This window comes from Verrucosispora sp. WMMD703 (assembly GCF_049178935.1).
Classification (GTDB): Bacteria; Actinomycetota; Actinomycetes; order Mycobacteriales; family Micromonosporaceae; genus Micromonospora; species Micromonospora sediminimaris.
Genome location: NZ_JBMHMM010000004.1, coordinates 5,049,088 through 5,065,290, shown reverse-complemented (window position 1 = coordinate 5,065,290; position 16,203 = coordinate 5,049,088). Strand labels below are relative to the sequence as shown.

Here is a 16,203-nt window from a genome sequence, read left to right as displayed (position 1 = left end):
ATGAAGACCGAGTGGCGTATCTTCCTGATCATCGCCGGGTTCCTGCTGTTCGCGACCTTCCTCTACGGCGGCTGGACGTGGGCCGAAGCGGACGGTCGGGTCGAGTGGATCGGCACCGTGGCCCTGCTGCTGTCGTTCCTGCTCTGCGCGATGTGCGGCGGCTTCTTCTGGTTCGTCTCCCGCCGCATCGACCTGCGTCCGGAGGACCGGCCGGACGCCGAGATCGCTGACGGCGCGGGCGAGATCGGCTTCTTCAGCCCGGGCAGCTACTGGCCGTTCGGGCTGGCCCTGGCCGCCGCGATCGCCGGCCTGGGCCTGGTGTTCTGGCAGTTCTGGCTGCTCGGCCTCGGTGCGCTGGCCGTGATCCTGGCCGCCTGCGGCCTGCTGTTCGAGTACTACAGCGGGACTCGGCGCACCGCCGAGCACTGAGCCGCGGAAACGAAACGAGAGCCCGCCCCAACCGGGGCGGGCTCTCGTCGTTGTCGGTGCCGAGTGGGCGGGCCGGTTCAGGCGGCGCGGTGTCGGACCGCCGTGCGGCGACGGGACGACCGGCGCGGCGGGCTGAGGACGAAGACGGTGATGATCGCCGCTCCGCAGCCGGTGCAGGCGCGCTCGGGGCAGTCGGCCCCGTGGCCGTCGACGCAGGGCGGTGCCTCGAACGGCTGGATGCTGCCGCAGGTTTCGCAGTGAAGCTCGCGCTCCGTCACGGACCTCTCCTTCCGCTCGGCGGCCGGTCGCTGGGCGTCGCCGGAACTACTCAGTTGTAGTTTCCCACGGCCCTCCGACATACCCCGCGTCGAGCACCGGGTGGGATCAGACGGTGCGGGCGACCTCGATCCAGCGGTCCAGGGTGCGGGCGGCCGCGCCGGAGTCGATCGACTCGGCGGCGCGGCCCAGGCCGGCGCAGAGCGCGTCGGTCAGGTCGCCGTCCAGGGGCCCCTGGGTGGCCAGGGCCGCCGCCGCGTTGACCAGGACGGCGTCGCGTACCGGTCCCGGCTCGCCGGCGAGCAGCCGCCGGGCCACGTCGGCGTTGTGGGCCGCGTCGCCGCCGCGCAGATCGGCCAGGGTGGCCCGGGGTACGCCGAGGTCGACCGCGTCCACCACGGCCTCCCTGACGGTCCCGTTCTGGGCGATCCAGAACCGGGTCGCTGCGGCGGTGGTGAACTCGTCCAGCCCGTCCTCGCCGCGCATCACCAGCACCGAGTCGCCCCGGGCCGCGAAGACGGCCGCCATCACCGGCGCCATCGTGGCGTCGAAGCAGCCGACGGCGCCCGAGCGGGGACGGCCCGGATTGGTCAGCGGGCCGAGGAAGTTGAACGCGGTCGGCACGCCCAGTTCCCGGCGGACCGGACCGGCGTGGCGCATGCCGGGGTGGAACCGGGCCGCGAAGCAGAAGCCGATCCCGGCCTCGGCCACGCAGCGGGCCACCTGATCGGGCCCGAGATCCAGTGGAATGCCGAGGAACTCCAGCAGGTCGGCGGTGCCGCAGGAGGACGAGGCGGCCCGGTTGCCGTGCTTGACGACGCGTACGCCGGCCCCGGCCACGACCAGCGCCGTCATCGTGGAGATGTTGACCGTGTGGGCGAGGTCGCCACCGGTGCCGACCACGTCGAGCGCCTCGGCGCGTACCTCCTCGGGCAGCTCGACCGGGACGGCCCGGCTGAGCATCGCCTCGACCAGCCCGGTCACCTCGGCCGGGGTCTCGCCCTTGGCCCGCAGCGCGACGGCGAAGCCGGCGATCTGGGCCGGCCCGGCCGACCCGGACATGATCTCGCCCATCGCCCAGGCGGTGTCGGCGGCGGATAGTTCCTCGCCGCGCAGCAGCGCGGTGAGCAGGTGCGGCCAGGTCCGATCGCCCATGGTGGGCCTCCCGAGCAGACGGTTACGGGTGGGACGGGACCGGCGCCGGCTCGCCCGGCGCCGTGGCGGTGCCGGAGTGGGACGTCAGGCGGGCGCGCCCGCGCGCAGCAGCTCGGTCACGGTGGCGGCGGTGGTGACCGGGTCGAGCGGGTGCACCAGAGTGGCGTCGACCTCGGCGAAGGACGCCAGCCAGCGGTCGGCGGCGCGGGCGATCACCACACAGGTGGGTGGGGCGTCGTCACGGTCGTCCTTGATCTGCCGGGCGATGCCGATGCCGCCGCCGGGGGTGGCCTCACCGTCGAGCAGCATCAGGTCGATCTCGTAGTCGTCGACCAGTCGGACGCACTCGGCGTAGGTGGACGCCTCGACGAACTCGACCCGCAGGTCGGCCGCGGGTCGGGTGCCGACGGCGAGCCGCATCCGGTCCCGCACCTGCGGGTCGTCGCTGTAGAGCAGGACGGTGCACAGACGGTCGCTCATGCCGACACTCCGCTTCGCTTCGGGCCGTCCTGAGACACCATCACACCGAGCTCGATCCGCTCGCTCATGGCTTTCACGGCTCCCACTTCGTAGCTGCGTGGCTGATCGTACCGGTCGGTGTGGTGCGCGTGACACGCCGCCCCGGCCCGTTGCCGGGCTGCCCTCAGGCGGTCGTTTCCGCCGCTCGGCGGCGGGCCTCCTGGCGGTCCAGTTCGCGGTCGATCCGGCGGGCCTCCCGCTCGGCCTGACGCATCCACTGCACCACCAGGACTGCGAGCATCGTCACGCTGACGAACTCGCCACCGGCCCACAGGATCCCGCCGGCGAGCACCTGGTCCTCCCACGGGTCGGCCCAGCTCAGCCCGAGTGAGGGGTACCAGTCGCCGCCGAAGAGGGTGGTGCTCTGCATGATCGTCAGCCCGAGCACGGTGTGGAACGGCACCGACAACAGCATCAGCAGTGCCCGCCCGGGGTACGGCCAGCGTCCCGGCAGCGGATCCAGTCCGAGCAGCGGCCAGAAGAAGACGCAGCCGGTCATGATGAAATGCGCGTGCACCACCTCGTGCGCCCAGGCGTGCTCCAGCGTGTAGCGGTACAGGTCGGTGAAGTAGAGCGCGAACGGGTTCACCACGAAGATGGCGAACGCCACGAGCGGGAAGGTGTAGATTCGGGCGATCCGGCTGTGCACCACCGCGAGCAGCCGCTTGCGCGGACCGGTCGGCAGGGTACGCAGGGCCAGGGTCACCGGCGCGCCCAGCGCCAGGAAGATCGGCGAGACCATGGACAGCACCATGTGCTGCACCATGTGCACCGACAGCAGCGTGCTGTCGTACGCCTCCAGCCCGCTGACCGTCACCGAGGCGATGCCGCCGAGGCCGGGACCGAGGAAGAAGATCGTCCGGGCGACCGGCCAGCGGTCGCCGCGCAGCCGCAGCCGGTACACCCCGTAGAGATAGAGACCGGCGGCGAGGACCAGGCCGACGGCGAGCCAGCTGTCCAGCCGCGCCTCGGTCACCACGGCGGTGATGGAGAACGGCGGTGGGGCGGTTTCGGCCGCCACTGCCCCGACGCCCGTCGTCATCCCGTTCGCGGCCGAGCCGGTCATGGCCGCCGTGAGCAGCGGCGCGGCCGGAGCAGCCAGGGAGATCGGATCGACGTGCAGCACGCCAATCAGCCTAGGTCAGGCGAACCGGACGGTACCGATCGGGCCACACCTGGCCCGGGTTTCACCCCCCGCTGATCGCCGGCCGTGGTGAACGGCAATAATGACCGCGTGACTGCGGCCCCAGCCATTGACAAGAGCCGGATCCACTCCCTGACGCGTCCCAACATGGTCAGCGTCGGGACGATCGTCTGGCTCTCCAGCGAACTCATGTTCTTCGCGGCGCTGTTCGCGATGTACTTCTCCATCCGCGCGGCGGCACCGGAGCAGTGGGCGGAGCACACCGAGGTCCTCAACATCCCGTACGCGACCACCTTCACGGTGATCCTGGTGTTGTCCTCGGTGACCTGCCAGCTCGGCGTGTTCGCCGCCGAGAAGGGTGACGTCCACGCGCTGCGGCGCTGGTTCACGATCACCTTCGTGATGGGTCTGATCTTCGTGCTCGGCCAGCTCAACGAGTACCGCGAGCTGGTGCACCACGGTGTCAAGATCAACAGCGACGGCTACGGGTCGATGTTCTACCTGACCACCGGCTTCCACGGCCTGCACGTCACCGGGGGTCTGATCGCCTTCGTGATCTTCATGATCCGTACCACCATGGGCCGGTTCACCCCGGCTCAGGCCACCGCCGCGATCGTGGTGTCGTACTACTGGCACTTCGTCGACGTCGTGTGGATCGCGCTCTACGCCATGATCTACTGGCTCCAGTGATCTTGGCGCGCGCCAGCCGCCTTGCCGCTGCTCCACCCCCCGCAACACAAGGTCCAACCGGTTAAGGACACAGGTCATGACTTCTGACAACGACCGCCGACGCGGTCTGCTCGCGCGGCTGCGCGGGCGGCCCGGGGCGCCCAGCAGGGGCCGCCGCCGGCTGGGTGCTGCGGTCCGGCTGGTCGCCGCGCTGATGCTGGCCGGCGGCGCCTACACCGTCCTCGCCCCCGGCGCTGCCGCCCAGGAGAACCCGCCGCTGAGCACCGCCGCCGCCGACGGCAAGGCGCTGTTCGACGTGAGCTGTGTGACCTGTCACGGTCGCAACGCGCAGGGGGTCGAGGGGCGCGGGCCGAGCCTCATCGGCGTCGGCGCCGCCTCCGTGGAGTTCCAGGTGGGCACCGGTCGGATGCCGATGGCCCGGCAGGAGGCCCAGGCGGCGCGCAAGCCCGAGGTGTTCACCCGCGACGAGATCGACCAGCTCGCGGCGTACATCCAGGAGCTCGGCGGTGGCCCGGTCGTGCCGGCCGGTGACAACCTGCACGCCGACGGCAACGTCGCGATCGGCGGCGAGCTGTACCGGATCAACTGCTCGCAGTGCCACGCGTTCAGCGGCGGTGGCGGCGCCCTCTCCTCGGGCAAGTACGCGCCGAGCCTCGCGCCGGCCACCGACCGGCAGATCTACGCGGCGATGCTCAGCGGCCCGCAGAACATGCCGGTCTTCGGCGACAACCAGATCACGCCGGAGCAGAAGGCGGACATCATCGCCTACATCCAGCAGACGCTGAAGGACGACGGCGACCCGGGCGGCCTGTTCAACCTGGGCCGGTACGGACCCTCCACCGAGGGAGTGGCGATCTTCCTCGTCGGTATCGTCGCGCTGGTCTTCGCCAGCCTGTGGATCGCGGGCAAGTCGTGAGCGGGGGGACCATGAGCAGCCAGACCGGGCAGCGGGCCCTGCCGGGCGGCGAGCCGCTCGACGTGAACGACCCCCGGCTGAGTCGGTTCGACATCGTCCGGGAGGGCGCCCGGCGGGACGACATCGAGATCGTCCACTACGAGCCGCAGGTGGCCCCCGGCACCAAGGCCGAACGGCGGCTGGTCCGCACGGTGGCGGGCTTCTTCCTGCTGACCGGGCTGGCGGCGACCGCCTTCCTGGCCATCTACATCTGGTGGCCCTGGGAGTACGAGCCGGGTCGCGGCGGCGACAAGCTCTACACCCCGCTGCTCGGGGTGACCCTCGGCGTCGCCCTGCTCGGCATCGGCTTCGGCATCCTCACCTGGGGCAAGAAGCTGCTGCCCAAGGAGGTGTCGATCCAGGACCGGCACGAGGGTGCCCCGCCTGCCGAGGACCAGCGGATCACCGGCGAGACCATGGCGTACATGGCCGACGAGCTGGGGGTCAAGCGTCGGCCGCTGCTCGGGGTGTCGCTGCTGGCCGGGTTGCTGCCGGTCGGCGCTGTCGCCGCGGCGCCCCTGGTCGGCGGGCTGATCTCCGACCCGCACAAGGACGACCAGATGATGACCACCGGGTTCGCCCCCCGGGACGGTCAGAAGATCCGGCTGGTCCGCGAGGACGGCCGGCCCATCCGACCGGCCGACATCAGCGCCGGTGGTCAGATCACCGTCTTCCCGGGCGTGGAGCACGGGGTCAGCAACCGGTACGCGGACTCGCCCACCCTGCTGATCCACCTGCGCGAGGACGACGCCGAGGCGTCGCGCCGCAACAACGAGCGCGAGGGCCACGGCGGCTACATGTGGGGCAACTACGCCGCGTACTCGAAGATCTGCACGCACGCCGGCTGCCCGGCGAGCCTGTACGAACAGCAGACCAACCGGCTGCTCTGCCCGTGCCACCAGTCGCAGTTCCTGATCACCGACAACGCCAAGCCCGTCTTCGGTCCGGCCAGCCGGCGGCTGCCGCAGCTGCCGATCGAGGTGGACGCCGAAGGTTACTTCGTGGCTACGTCCGACTACACTGAACCCGTCGGGCCCGACTTCTGGGAGCGGCCGTGAAGCGGCGAAAGTTTGACGTGGCAGCAGTGCCGGGCAACACCGCCCGAGCGGTCGACGACCGCTTCCAGGTGGCGACTCCGCTGCGCCGACTGCTCAACAAGGTCTTCCCCGACCACTGGTCCTTCCTGCTCGGCGAGATCGCGCTCTTCTCGTTCATCGTCCTGCTGCTGACCGGTGTCTTCCTGACCTTCTTCTTCGAGCCGGCGATGACCGAGGTCATCTACAACGGCAGCTACGCCCCGCTGCGGGGCACGCCGATGTCGGCCGCGTACGCCTCGACGCTGGACATCTCCTTCGACGTCCGTGGCGGCCTGATCATGCGCCAGATGCACCACTGGGCGGCGCTGCTGTTCATGGCCGCGATCGTGGTGCACATGCTGCGGGTCTTCTTCACCGGCGCGTTCCGCAAGCCGCGCGAGACCAACTGGATCATCGGCTCGCTGCTGTTCTGGGTCGGCTTCCTGGCCGGCTTCACCGGCTACTCGCTGCCGGACGACGGCCTGTCCGGCACCGGCCTGCGGATCGCTTCCGCGATCATGCTCTCCATCCCGGTGATCGGCTCCTGGGTGACCGCGGCGGTCTTCAACGGCGAGTTCCCCGGCACGATCATCATCAGCCGGTTCTTCATTGCCCACGTGCTGCTCATCCCCGGCCTACTGGTCGCGTTGATCACCGTGCACCTGGGCCTGGTGTTCAAGCAGAAGCACACCCAGTGGCCGGGACCGGGCCGGACGAACGGCAACGTGGTCGGCGAGCGGATGTTCCCGCGCTACGCGATCAAGCAGGGCGGCTTCTTCATGGTCGTCTTCGGCGTGATCGCGCTGATGGGCGGTCTGTTCCAGATCAACCCGGTCTGGCTGTTCGGCCCGTACGAGGCGTGGGTGGTCTCGGCGGCCAGCCAGCCGGACTGGTACGTCATGTTCCTCGACGGCTCGACCCGCCTGATGCCGGACTGGGAGATCACCATACCCATCGGCGAGGGATACGTGATCCCGCCGCTGTTCTGGCCGACGGTGGTGCTACCCGGCATCCTGGTGGCGATATCCCTGCTTTATCCCTTCATGGAGGCTCGCCACCTGAAGGACTACCGCAGCCACAACCTGCTCCAGCGTCCCCGCGACGTCCCGTTCCGCACCGGTCTGGGCGTCATGGCCCTCACGTTCTACGTGATCCTGACGCTGTCGGGCGCGAACGACGTCATCGCCGACAAGTTCCACATCAGCCTGAACGCGATGACCTGGGCCGGTCGGGTCGGTCTGCTGCTCCTTCCGCCGCTGGCGTACTACGTCACCTACCGGATCTGTCTGGGCCTGCAGCAGCACGACCGGGAGGTTCTCGCGCACGGCGTGGAGACCGGCATCATCCGGCGGCTGCCGGACGGGCGGTTCGTCGAGGTGCACCAGCCGCTCAGTGCGGGCAACGGGCACGGCGAGCTGGATTACGCCGGCTGGGTGGTACCGAAGAAGATGAACCGGCTCGGTGCGCTCGGCCCGGCCATCCGCGGTTTCTTCTACCCGATCGAGCGCCCGGCCGAGGCTCCGGTCTCGCCGGGGCACCCGCCGGTCGAGCCGCGCCCGGAGCGGGAGGAGATCACCAGCGGGGAGACCCGCTCCTGAGATCCGTCGCAACGTGACGTGGCGCCCGCCGGACCAGTTCCGGCGGGCGCCACGTTCGTTTCGCCTCTTCCGGACCCGTCGCCGCCGTCTCCCGTCGTCGCCGGATCGCAGGAATAACCCCGGCCAGCCGGGTATCCGTGCGGTCCAACGTCTCAACGGGGAGGAAGCATGTTGGGTATCAAACGCCTCGGCCTGCTGGCCGCGCTGGTGCTGGTGGGCGTCGCGCCCGCCGCGGCGGCACAGGCGGCGGCGCAGCCGTCGGAACAGGACACCCAGTACCTGCAGGCGGTCCACCAGGTGAACCTGTACGAGATCGCCGCCGGTGAACTGGCCCAGGAGAAGGGCCAGAACCAGCAGGTCAAGGAGCTGGGGCAGCAGTTCGTCACGGACCACACCGAACTGGACCAGTCGGTGCAGGATCTGGCCGGACAGCTAAACGTCGAGCTGCCTAGCGAGCCGACCACCGATCAGCAGGACGGTCTCGACCAGCTCAACAACGCCAGCGGTGAGGAGTTCGACCGGCTCTGGGTGACCCAGGAACTGGCCGGCCACGTCCAGGCCATCCAGGCGACCCAGACGGAGATCTCGCAGGGTACCGAACCGCAGGTGGTCCAGCTGGCGCAGACCGCGCTGCCGGTCCTGCAGGCGCACTACGACGCCCTGGTGATGTTGGCCGAGGAACTCGGCATCCCGGTCCCGGAGACCAGCCCGAGCGGTACGCCCAGCCCGGGTGGCACCGTCCCGGCTCCGGGCGGCACCACGCCGACTCCGGGTGAGACCTTCACCGAGGAGGCCCCGGTTCCGGGTGGCACCGTCACCGAGACCCCGGTGCCGCAGCAGAGCTGACCCGGCGGTACGCGACGAGCCGGTCCACCCCGTGCGGGGTGGCCCGGCTCAGTCGGTGCTGCCCAGCCCGATGGCGAAGGCTTCCTCCAGGTCGTGCCGCGAGTACGCGCGGAAGGCGATGTGCGACTCGGTGTTGAGCACGCCCGGCACCTTCGAGATGCTGCCCGCGATGATCTGGGCGATCTCGTCGAACTCGCGGACCCGGACCATGGCGATCAGGTCGACGTGCCCGGCCACCGAGTAGACCTCGCTCACCCCCGGCAGGTTCGCCAGTGCCTCGGCCACCTCGGGGATCGCGTCGGTGGCGCAGTCGATCAGCACGATCGCGGTGATCACTGGAGGGTTCTCCGTTCGTCGGCGTCGCAGCCCATGCTAGTCGTGCGGTGCCGATGCAGTGCGCTGTGGCGAGCCGTCGCTCCATCGGGGACGACAACTCTCGGTGATTAGCACCTAGAGTGACGGTTGGTCCTCTCCGCCGCCACCCGACCAGTCTCCTATGCCGACGCTTTGCTCTGCTTCAACCGACGCAACGGTCGTCTTCCAGCGGCGACGCCACCATGGCTTCGGCGCTGTCGCTGCCGCCGAACGACGGAGGGTAACTGTTGCGTCGGTTGAAGCAGAGCAAAGGATGTGTGGGGGTGTGGTGGCGGGCGGCCTTCTGCTTACCCCGGGTGACGTCTGATTCGGGCTGGTGCACGGCGGGGGGAGCGATGCCGGTGGCCGGTGGCGTCGGTGGGGGTTACGGCATCGGATCGGACCGCCGGATCAGGCCGCCCGGACGGTCAGGTCGGCACCGACGCGAATCACGTCGTGCAGGTCCTCGTCGGCGCCGACGAGGGCGTTCGGCCAGATCACGCTGCGGCTGACCGCACCCCGGACGGTGGCACCCGCCCCCACTACGGAGCGATGGCAGGGGCCGGTGACCGTGGCGGCCGGGTCGATCAGGCCGCCGTCACCAGCGGCGTGCAGGTTCGCGGCGAGGTAGTCGGTCGGGGTGCCGGTGTCGATGAAGGTGCCCTGGTAACCGACCACGGTCAGCCGGCCGGCCGCCTCGGCCGGGCGCCACACCGCGCGTACCAGGTCGCCGAAGGTGGCGGGCAGGTCGCGGACCAGCCGCCACGGCAACAGCGAGAAACCGGTGAAGACGTGCCCGTCGAAGGTGCCCGGTGCGCCCGGGTCGGCGGCCGGCTGGCCGAGCAGGCGTACCGACTCGCCGTCCCAACCGTCGAGCAGCGTGGCGATGTCGGGGCCGGGCGGTGCCGCCGGATCGGCCAGGTAGGCGTCGGCGTTGCCGACCAGCACGCCCCGGCCGTCGATCCAGTCCCGCAGCCGTCCCACCCCGCCCGCGGTGCCGAGCGGACTGCCCGGCTCCACCGAGAGGTATGCCCGGGCACCCACCCGCTGCACCACCTGTTCGCCCAGGTAGCAGGCGTTGACTGCGACCGCCGCCGGGCCGCTCAGGCCGAGACCGGTGAGCCGGGCGAGCGCCCGGTCAAGCAGGGGCACGTTGCCCACCGGGCAGAGCGCCTTGGGTAGCCGTTCGGTGAGCGGGCGCAGCCGGGTGCCCTCGCCGGCGGCGAGCACCACCGCGCAGATGCCGGCGGCGGGCAGGGTGGGCCGACGGTCGCTCTCGGCACCCCCGGGCCGGGTCATGGCGTCGTGTCGGGCAGCGGCGGTGGGAACTGCCCGGCCAGCGGACCGATGTCGTAGTACGCCAGCAGGCGGGCGGTCGGCCAGGTCAGCTTCGGCAGATCGTCCAGCGGATGCCAGGCGGCCTCGAAGACCTCGGCGCCGTCCACGGTCAACTCGGTGCTGGACGCGGGCACCTCGGCGGTGAACACCACGTCCACCCAGCCCTTGGCGTGCACGATGGCGTTGGGCACCGCCGGGGTGAGTCGGGTGGGGGAGAGGCGGACACCGCTCTCCTCGTACAGCTCCCGGGCGGCGCCGACGGCCGGGTGCTCGGCGCGTTGCAGCAACCCCGCCGGCAGGGTCCACCCGCGGCCCGGTGGTTGCCGCAGCAGCAGCAACCGTCCGGCCCCCTCGGCCTCACTGTCCCGGAGCAGGGTGACCGCGCCGACGATGTATTTGGGTACGGCCATCCGGACCAGCCGACGTCGGACCGGCAGCGGCAGCCGGTAGAAGACCTGGTACGCGACGGCGCGCCCGGTGCGGCGGGTACGGGGGATCATGACTCCAGGCTAGTGGCCGTGAGGCGTGCTCGCGCCACGAGGACCACGCCGAGTACCGCGTACGGCCTGGGCGGTCACTGACGGTGGTCGACCAGATCGATTAGTTGGCGTACCACGGCGTCCGGCTCGATGACCCGGTCGAAGACCGCGACCAGCAGGGTTTCCAGATCCGGGTAGCCGAGTTCCTCCGACAGCCGCAGCAGCGGCAGATCACTGGCCAGCCCGCGGTTGTGCTGACGCAGGGCCAGCCCGATGGTGGCGCGGCCCAGGCGTACCTTGTCGCTGATCGAGATGCCCGGCTCGCTGTGCTCGGCGAACCACCTGTTGATCTGCATCTGTGCGTGCGGCGACTTGACGAACCCCAGCCACTCGCGACGCGGCCCCCGGGGAGCCACCTCGGCGTCGAGGCTGCTCTCCTCGTCGGTCTCGGTGAAGATCTCCACCACGTCACCCTCCTCAAGCTCGGAGGAGAGCGGGACCAGCCGACCGTTGACCCGGGCCGCCAGGCACCGTTCCCCCCGGTCCGTGCCCAGCTCGTACGCCAGGTCGACCGGGGTGGCACCGGCGGGCAGCACGATCTGCCGCCCCTCGGCGACCACCTGGATCTGCGCCTCGGACAGGTCGCAACGAAGCGAGTGGAGGAACTGGGCCGGGTCGGCCGCATCCTGCTCCCAGTCCAGCACCCGGCGCAGCCAGTCGAGCTGCCCCGGGCGGGCCGTCGTCCCGCCGGAGCGGGGGAAACGGAAGTCGGCGGCCACCCCGTACTCGGCCGCCCGGTGCATCTCCGTGGTGCGGATCAGCACCTCGACCGTGCGGTTCTTCGGCCCGCAGACGCTGGTGTGCAGGGATCGGTAGAGGTTGTTCTTCGGCGAGGCGATGAAGTCCTTGAACCGGCCCGGCACCGGCCGCCAGACGCCGTGCACGGCGCCGAGTGCGGCGTAACAGTCGGTCGCCGGGCCGTCCACCACGATGGTGATCCGGGGCAGGTCGAACGGGGCGGCGTGGTCGCCGGCCACGGTGTCCTTCCAGATCGAGTAGAGGTGCCGGGGTCGCGGAGCCACCTCGGCGTCGACCCGGCTGCGCCGCAGCGCCACCCTGGCCTGCGCGACCACCTCGGCGAGGTAGTTGTCCCAGCCGGGCCGGTCGTGTACGTGCCGCGCGATGCGGGCGTGCTCGTCCGGTTCGAGGTGCAGCAGCACCACGTCGTCCAGTTCCCGCTTGAGGGTCTGGATACCCAGCCGGTCGCAGAGCGGTACCAGCACCTCCTGGGTCTTGCGGGCGATCCGCTCGCGGGAGGCGGCCGAGCGTACGCCGAGGGTGCGCATGTTGTGCAGTCGGTCGGCGAGTTTGATGATCAGCACCCGGACGTCCTTGCCGGCCGCGACGATCATCTTGCGGATGGTCTCCGCCTCGGCGGCCTGCCCGTAGAACGCCTTGTCGAACTTGGTCACCCCGTCGACCAGGTGGGCGACCTCGTGGCCGAAGTCCTCAGCGAGGGCCTGCAACGTGTAGCGGGTGTCCTCCACCGTGTCGTGCAGCAGGGCTGCGACCAGGGTGGTGGTGTCCATACCCAGCTCCGCGCAGATCTGGGCGACCGCCAGCGGATGGGTGATGAACGGTTCCCCGCTCTTGCGGAACTGGCCGCGGTGCATGTTGTCCGCGATGGTGTAGGCGCGGCGCAGCACCGCCGGGTCGGCACCGGCGTGAATGGCGCGGTGGGTGCGTACCAGCTGGCCGACCGGTTCGGTCTCGGCGCTCGGCCAGGTCAGCAGCGAACGGAGTCGTCTGGTCAGGGGCAGCTCGCCGGGCTGTGTCGGGAGCGCACCGCCCAGGGCGCCGCCGTGTCCGGCGTTGACGTCCACCTGGGACACCCCCTCACGCCTGCTGCACCACCACCGGAATCCGGCAAGCGGGAGCAGACCCTCGAAACGGGCAGGACTGCACTTCCTTAACAGAGTAAGTGAGTCGACGTAGTCCGATCGGACAGTTGCTCATGAGCGTTCGGACCAGAGTTGCCGGGACGCCGCGTTCTCGGCCTTGGTCAACAGGTCCCGGAACCGTGCCGCCCCGGCCACCGGGGAGGACCAACCGGCTGACATCTCGACCAGCCGGGTCTCCGGTCGCTCCAACCAGGACAGGATCCGCTCGGACTCCTCCGGACTGGCGGCCGGTACCGGACCGTGCCCGGGTGGCACCGTCTCGGCGGTGGCTCGGATGGTGGCCAATGTCGGTCGAGGGTGGACGCCGGGCGGGGACACCCCGGCCCCGGCGAGCCGCCCATGCCGGATCAGCGCCAGCTCCCAGCCGCCGCTGGCCGCCGGGTGAGCGGCAGCCACCTCGGCGAGCCCACTCAACGCGGCGAGGCGCTGCATGCGTACGGCGGCCCGCAGCACCGCGGCGAGGCGGGAGCGCAGCACGGCCGCGTCCTCGTAGCGCTGGCCGGCCGAGAGTGCCTCGATCCGGGTGAGCAGGGCGTCCACCACCGGCTGCGGGTCGCCGGTGGTGGCGGTGGCGAACGGCGTGACCGCCTGGGCGTCGTACTCCTCGGGAGAGATCCGATGCTCGCAGGGTGCCGGGCAGCGGCCCAGCTCGGCCAGCGCGCAGGCCGGCGTGACGGTGCGCAGCGACAGCCGGTGGGTGCACTGCCGCAGCGGGACCGCGTCGTGGAAGCCGGCGGCGGCCAGCTCGGCGGCGCGTCGCGAGGTGAACGGGCCGAGGTAGGCGCGGTCGCCCGGGGAGATCTCCCGGACCACCGACAACCGGGGGTACGGCCCGTCGGTCAGCTTCAGCCAGACCACCCGCTCCGGGTACTTCGACCGGCGGTTGTACGGCGGCGCGTGCGCCGCGATCAGCCGCAGCTCCCGCACCTCTGCCTCCAGCGAATGTGCGCACTCCACCGCCTCGACCCGTTCGGCGGCGGCCAGCATCTCCGAGATCCGGGCGCGTTTCTCCGCGGCGGTGAAGTAGCTGCGCACCCGGGTGGCGATGTCCCGGGAGGTGCCGACGTAGAGCGGTCGGTCGTCGGCGGCCCGGAAGATGTAGACCCCGGGGGAGCGGGGCAGGCCGTCGGCCAGGTGCCGCTTGCGCCGCTGGGTCGGGGTGACCGCGCGGGCGAACTCGATGGCGTCGCCGATGGTGTCGACCCGGTGCCCGCCGAGGCGTCCGATGAGTCCGTGCAGCACGTCGACGGTGGCCCGGGCGTCGTCCAGGGCTCGGTGGGTCGGCTGCGTGGCGGCGCGGAAGTACGCGGCGAGGGTGCCGAGCTTGCGGTTGGGCACCTCGTCACGCAGCAGCACCCGCCGGGCCAGCGCCGCGGTGTCCAGCACCCGCGGGTTCGGCCAGCGGTAGCCGTGCTTCGCGCAGGCCGCCTTCAGGAAGCCGACGTCGTAGGGCGCGTTGTGGGCGACCAGCACGGCATCCGAGACGAACTCCAGGAAGCTCGGCAGCACCTGCTCGATCGGTGGGGCCGGCAGCAGCATCGCCTGGGTGATGCCGGTCAGCACGGTGATGAAGGGCGGAATCGGCACCCCGGGGTTGACCAGGGTGGCCAGCACCCCCAGCTCCTCACCGCCGCGCACCTTGACCGCGCCGATCTCGGTGATGCCGCCACCGTCGGGAGCTCCGCCGGTGGTCTCCAGGTCGACCACCACGAATGTCGTCGCGTACAGCGGCAGCGCCGGGTCGACACCGCCGACGGTCGGATCGAGCCCGGCCAGCGCCGGTTGCAGGAACTCCTGTGCTGCCATCCGCGGCACCGTAACGGTCCGGTCCGACACTCGCGCCCCATCCGTCCCACCGGCAACTCCCGGGTCTAGGATGAGAGATCGGCTCACTCACCGGGCGGTGGGCCCGGTCGCGGTGGGAGACTTGCCACATGCCCCTCACCGAGCCGCACGACGACAACCTCCCGCAGGAGGAGCAGGTCGTCGCGGTTCCTGCGACCGGTGAGGACGCCACCGACGCCCCGGCGGTGACGGATTCCGGGTCGGTGGAGCCCGGGCAGCCGGAGCCGGAGCCGAGCCTGCCCGAGCCGGTGCGACAGCGAATCATCTCGCTCACCGCCGCGGTGCTGCCCGGTCTGCCCGCCGACGAGGTGCCCGTGCCGCTGCGCCGGGTCGCCAAGTTCGCCCCGAACCGACGCGCCCGGCTCGGTGCGCCGGTGATCGCCGCTCAACTCGCCGCTGATCCACTGTTCCGGCAGCGGGTCACCGCCCGGGTCCTGACCGATGCCGGTGACCTGGGTACGGCAGTGGTGGAGGGCACCGCCCCCGCCGCCGCCGACCCGGTCGAGGTGGCCGCCCTGGCCTACCTGGCCCGCCCGCGCGGTTGGCGGGAGCTGATCGACGCCAGCGGGGCGGCGGTCCGCGCCGAGGCGGACACCGCGGTGGTGGCCGAACTGGTTCGGCAGGCCGAGCAGCGGGCCACCCGGGCCGAGCATGACCGGGCGGTGGCCCGGGTGGAGGCGGACAAGCTCCGCGACGAGTTGGCCCGGGTGCGCGAGGAGTTGGGCCAGCTGCGTGAGGAGGCCCGGCAGTTGGCCCGTACGCTCCGGGAGAGCCAGGCTCGCGAGCGCCGGGCGAACGAGCTGCTGGCCACCGAGCGGGGCCGGGCCACGCGGGCCGCCGCCGACGCGGACGCCGAACTGCGTCGCGCCCGAGCCCGACTGGCCGAGGCGGAGGCGGCGGCTGGAGCGGCCCGCAGCAGCGCCAAGGAGGCCCGCTCGGTCGACGACGCACGACTGTGGCTGCTGCTGGAGACGATCGGTCAGGCCGCCCTCGGGCTGCGCCGGGAGCTGGCCCTGGACCCGGTCGACCGGCTGCCCGCCGACTTCGTGGCCGACTCCTTCGCTGATTCTCCGGGCGCCACCGCTGCCGCGGCCCGAGCCCAGGACACCGACGACCCGGCCCGGCTGGATCAACTGCTGGCCCTGCCCCGGGCACACCTCGTGGTCGACGGCTACAACGTGACCAAACGTGGCTTCGGCGAGATGTCGCTGGAACAGCAGCGCAAGCGGCTGGTCACCGGCCTCGGCGGGATCGCCGCGCAGACCGGTGACGAGGTCACCGTGGTCTTCGACGGCGCCGAACGAGTGCATGGCCTGCCACCTGCCCCGCGCGGCGTACGGGTGCTGTTCTCCCGCAAGGGTGAGACCGCCGACGAGTTGATCCGCCGACTGGTCCGTGCCGAACCGCCCGGCCGCCCCGTGGTGGTGGTGTCCTCCGATCGCGAGGTCGCCGACGGGGTACGCCGGCACGGGGCGTACCCGCTGGGGGCGGACTCGCTGGTGCGTCGGCTGTCGCGGTCCTGAGCCCGACTGCGCTGG

General features: G+C 71.3%; 16 protein-coding genes. 7 read left to right on the top strand and 9 right to left on the bottom strand.

Annotated features, from left to right (window positions below):
- Nucleotides 1–429, top strand: a complete 429-nt coding sequence (locus ACN26Z_RS23465) for a cytochrome c oxidase subunit 4 (protein WP_093401221.1) — start codon at nt 1–3, stop codon at nt 427–429.
- 77 nt (nt 430–506) lie between these two features.
- On the opposite strand, the gene ACN26Z_RS23460 is transcribed toward ACN26Z_RS23465, so the two are convergent.
- From ACN26Z_RS23460 to ACN26Z_RS23445, 4 genes are all read right to left on the bottom strand, one after another.
- Nucleotides 507–707, bottom strand: coding sequence for a hypothetical protein (locus tag ACN26Z_RS23460; protein ID WP_282237370.1), 201 nt, complete (start codon nt 705–707; stop codon nt 507–509).
- 106 nt (nt 708–813) lie between these two features.
- A complete protein-coding gene (gene trpD / locus ACN26Z_RS23455) occupies nt 814–1,860 on the bottom strand; it encodes an anthranilate phosphoribosyltransferase (protein ID WP_421463442.1) in 1,047 nt (348 codons plus the stop codon).
- Between the two features lie 84 nt (nt 1,861–1,944).
- A complete protein-coding gene (locus ACN26Z_RS23450) occupies nt 1,945–2,340 on the bottom strand; it encodes a hypothetical protein (RefSeq protein ID WP_093401218.1) in 396 nt (131 codons plus the stop codon).
- Nucleotides 2,341–2,503: 163 nt separating this feature from the next.
- Nucleotides 2,504–3,505, bottom strand: coding sequence for a cytochrome c oxidase assembly protein (locus tag ACN26Z_RS23445; RefSeq protein WP_421463441.1), 1,002 nt, complete (start codon nt 3,503–3,505; stop codon nt 2,504–2,506).
- Nucleotides 3,506–3,613: 108 nt separating this feature from the next.
- On the opposite strand from ACN26Z_RS23445, the gene ACN26Z_RS23440 reads away from it, so the two are divergent.
- From ACN26Z_RS23440 to ACN26Z_RS23420, 5 genes are all read left to right on the top strand, one after another.
- On the top strand, nt 3,614–4,213 hold the full coding sequence (locus tag ACN26Z_RS23440; protein ID WP_093401217.1) for a cytochrome c oxidase subunit 3: 600 nt from the start codon (nt 3,614–3,616) through the stop codon (nt 4,211–4,213).
- Nucleotides 4,214–4,289: 76 nt separating this feature from the next.
- On the top strand, nt 4,290–5,129 hold the full coding sequence (locus ACN26Z_RS23435; protein ID WP_093401216.1) for a cytochrome c: 840 nt from the start codon (nt 4,290–4,292) through the stop codon (nt 5,127–5,129).
- Between the two features lie 11 nt (nt 5,130–5,140).
- Nucleotides 5,141–6,226: a ubiquinol-cytochrome c reductase iron-sulfur subunit gene (locus tag ACN26Z_RS23430; RefSeq protein ID WP_421463440.1), complete on the top strand. Its 1,086-nt coding sequence runs from the start codon at nt 5,141–5,143 to the stop codon at nt 6,224–6,226.
- On the top strand, nt 6,223–7,842 hold the full coding sequence (locus ACN26Z_RS23425) for a cytochrome b (protein WP_093401214.1): 1,620 nt from the start codon (nt 6,223–6,225) through the stop codon (nt 7,840–7,842). The genes ACN26Z_RS23430 and ACN26Z_RS23425 overlap by 4 nt, the downstream gene beginning before the upstream one ends.
- Nucleotides 7,843–8,010: 168 nt before the next feature.
- Complete coding sequence (locus ACN26Z_RS23420) at nt 8,011–8,688, top strand: DUF4142 domain-containing protein (protein WP_282237373.1); 678 nt, start codon at nt 8,011–8,013, stop codon at nt 8,686–8,688.
- Nucleotides 8,689–8,736: 48 nt separating this feature from the next.
- Here the strand turns inward: ACN26Z_RS23420 and ACN26Z_RS23415 are convergent, their stop codons facing one another.
- The 5 genes from ACN26Z_RS23415 to ACN26Z_RS23395 all read right to left on the bottom strand — a co-directional run bounded on the left by ACN26Z_RS23415 (nt 8,737) and on the right by ACN26Z_RS23395 (nt 14,626).
- Entirely contained in the window at nt 8,737–9,024 is a 288-nt protein-coding gene (locus tag ACN26Z_RS23415; RefSeq protein ID WP_093401212.1) for an Lrp/AsnC family transcriptional regulator, read from the bottom strand.
- Nucleotides 9,025–9,453: 429 nt separating this feature from the next.
- Nucleotides 9,454–10,341, bottom strand: coding sequence for a nucleotidyltransferase family protein (locus ACN26Z_RS23410; protein WP_421463439.1), 888 nt, complete (start codon nt 10,339–10,341; stop codon nt 9,454–9,456).
- Nucleotides 10,338–10,880, bottom strand: a complete 543-nt coding sequence (locus tag ACN26Z_RS23405) for an NUDIX hydrolase (protein ID WP_093401210.1) — start codon at nt 10,878–10,880, stop codon at nt 10,338–10,340. Before ACN26Z_RS23405 ends, ACN26Z_RS23410 begins: the two co-directional genes overlap by 4 nt.
- 74 nt (nt 10,881–10,954) lie before the next feature.
- Nucleotides 10,955–12,742: a RelA/SpoT family protein gene (locus tag ACN26Z_RS23400; RefSeq protein ID WP_282237374.1), complete on the bottom strand. Its 1,788-nt coding sequence runs from the start codon at nt 12,740–12,742 to the stop codon at nt 10,955–10,957.
- A gap of 129 nt (nt 12,743–12,871) precedes the next feature.
- On the bottom strand, nt 12,872–14,626 hold the full coding sequence (locus tag ACN26Z_RS23395) for a DEDD exonuclease domain-containing protein (protein ID WP_421463438.1): 1,755 nt from the start codon (nt 14,624–14,626) through the stop codon (nt 12,872–12,874).
- A 128-nt stretch (nt 14,627–14,754) separates the two neighbouring features.
- Here ACN26Z_RS23395 and ACN26Z_RS23390 point away from each other — a divergent pair, with 128 nt between their 5' ends.
- Nucleotides 14,755–16,188 carry an NYN domain-containing protein gene (locus ACN26Z_RS23390; protein WP_421463437.1) on the top strand — a complete coding sequence of 478 codons (1,434 nt, stop codon included), beginning with the start codon at nt 14,755–14,757 and terminating at the stop codon, nt 16,186–16,188.
- Nucleotides 16,189–16,203 lie beyond the last annotated feature (15 nt).

Excerpts from the sequence above, each read along its gene's own strand:
- ACN26Z_RS23465 (WP_093401221.1), top strand. The coding sequence starts at position 1 with ATGAAGACCGAGTGGCGTATCTTCCTGATCATCGCCGGGTTCCTGCTG.
- trpD (WP_421463442.1), bottom strand. The coding sequence starts at position 1,860 with ATGGGCGATCGGACCTGGCCGCACCTGCTCACCGCGCTGCTGCGCGGC.
- ACN26Z_RS23450 (WP_093401218.1), bottom strand. The coding sequence starts at position 2,340 with ATGAGCGACCGTCTGTGCACCGTCCTGCTCTACAGCGACGACCCGCAG.
- ACN26Z_RS23435 (WP_093401216.1), top strand. The coding sequence starts at position 4,290 with ATGACTTCTGACAACGACCGCCGACGCGGTCTGCTCGCGCGGCTGCGC.
- ACN26Z_RS23430 (WP_421463440.1), top strand. The coding sequence starts at position 5,141 with ATGAGCAGCCAGACCGGGCAGCGGGCCCTGCCGGGCGGCGAGCCGCTC.
- ACN26Z_RS23420 (WP_282237373.1), top strand. The coding sequence starts at position 8,011 with ATGTTGGGTATCAAACGCCTCGGCCTGCTGGCCGCGCTGGTGCTGGTG.
- ACN26Z_RS23410 (WP_421463439.1), bottom strand. The coding sequence starts at position 10,341 with ATGACCCGGCCCGGGGGTGCCGAGAGCGACCGTCGGCCCACCCTGCCC.
- ACN26Z_RS23405 (WP_093401210.1), bottom strand. The coding sequence starts at position 10,880 with ATGATCCCCCGTACCCGCCGCACCGGGCGCGCCGTCGCGTACCAGGTC.
- ACN26Z_RS23395 (WP_421463438.1), bottom strand. The coding sequence starts at position 14,626 with ATGGCAGCACAGGAGTTCCTGCAACCGGCGCTGGCCGGGCTCGATCCG.
- ACN26Z_RS23390 (WP_421463437.1), top strand. The coding sequence starts at position 14,755 with ATGCCCCTCACCGAGCCGCACGACGACAACCTCCCGCAGGAGGAGCAG.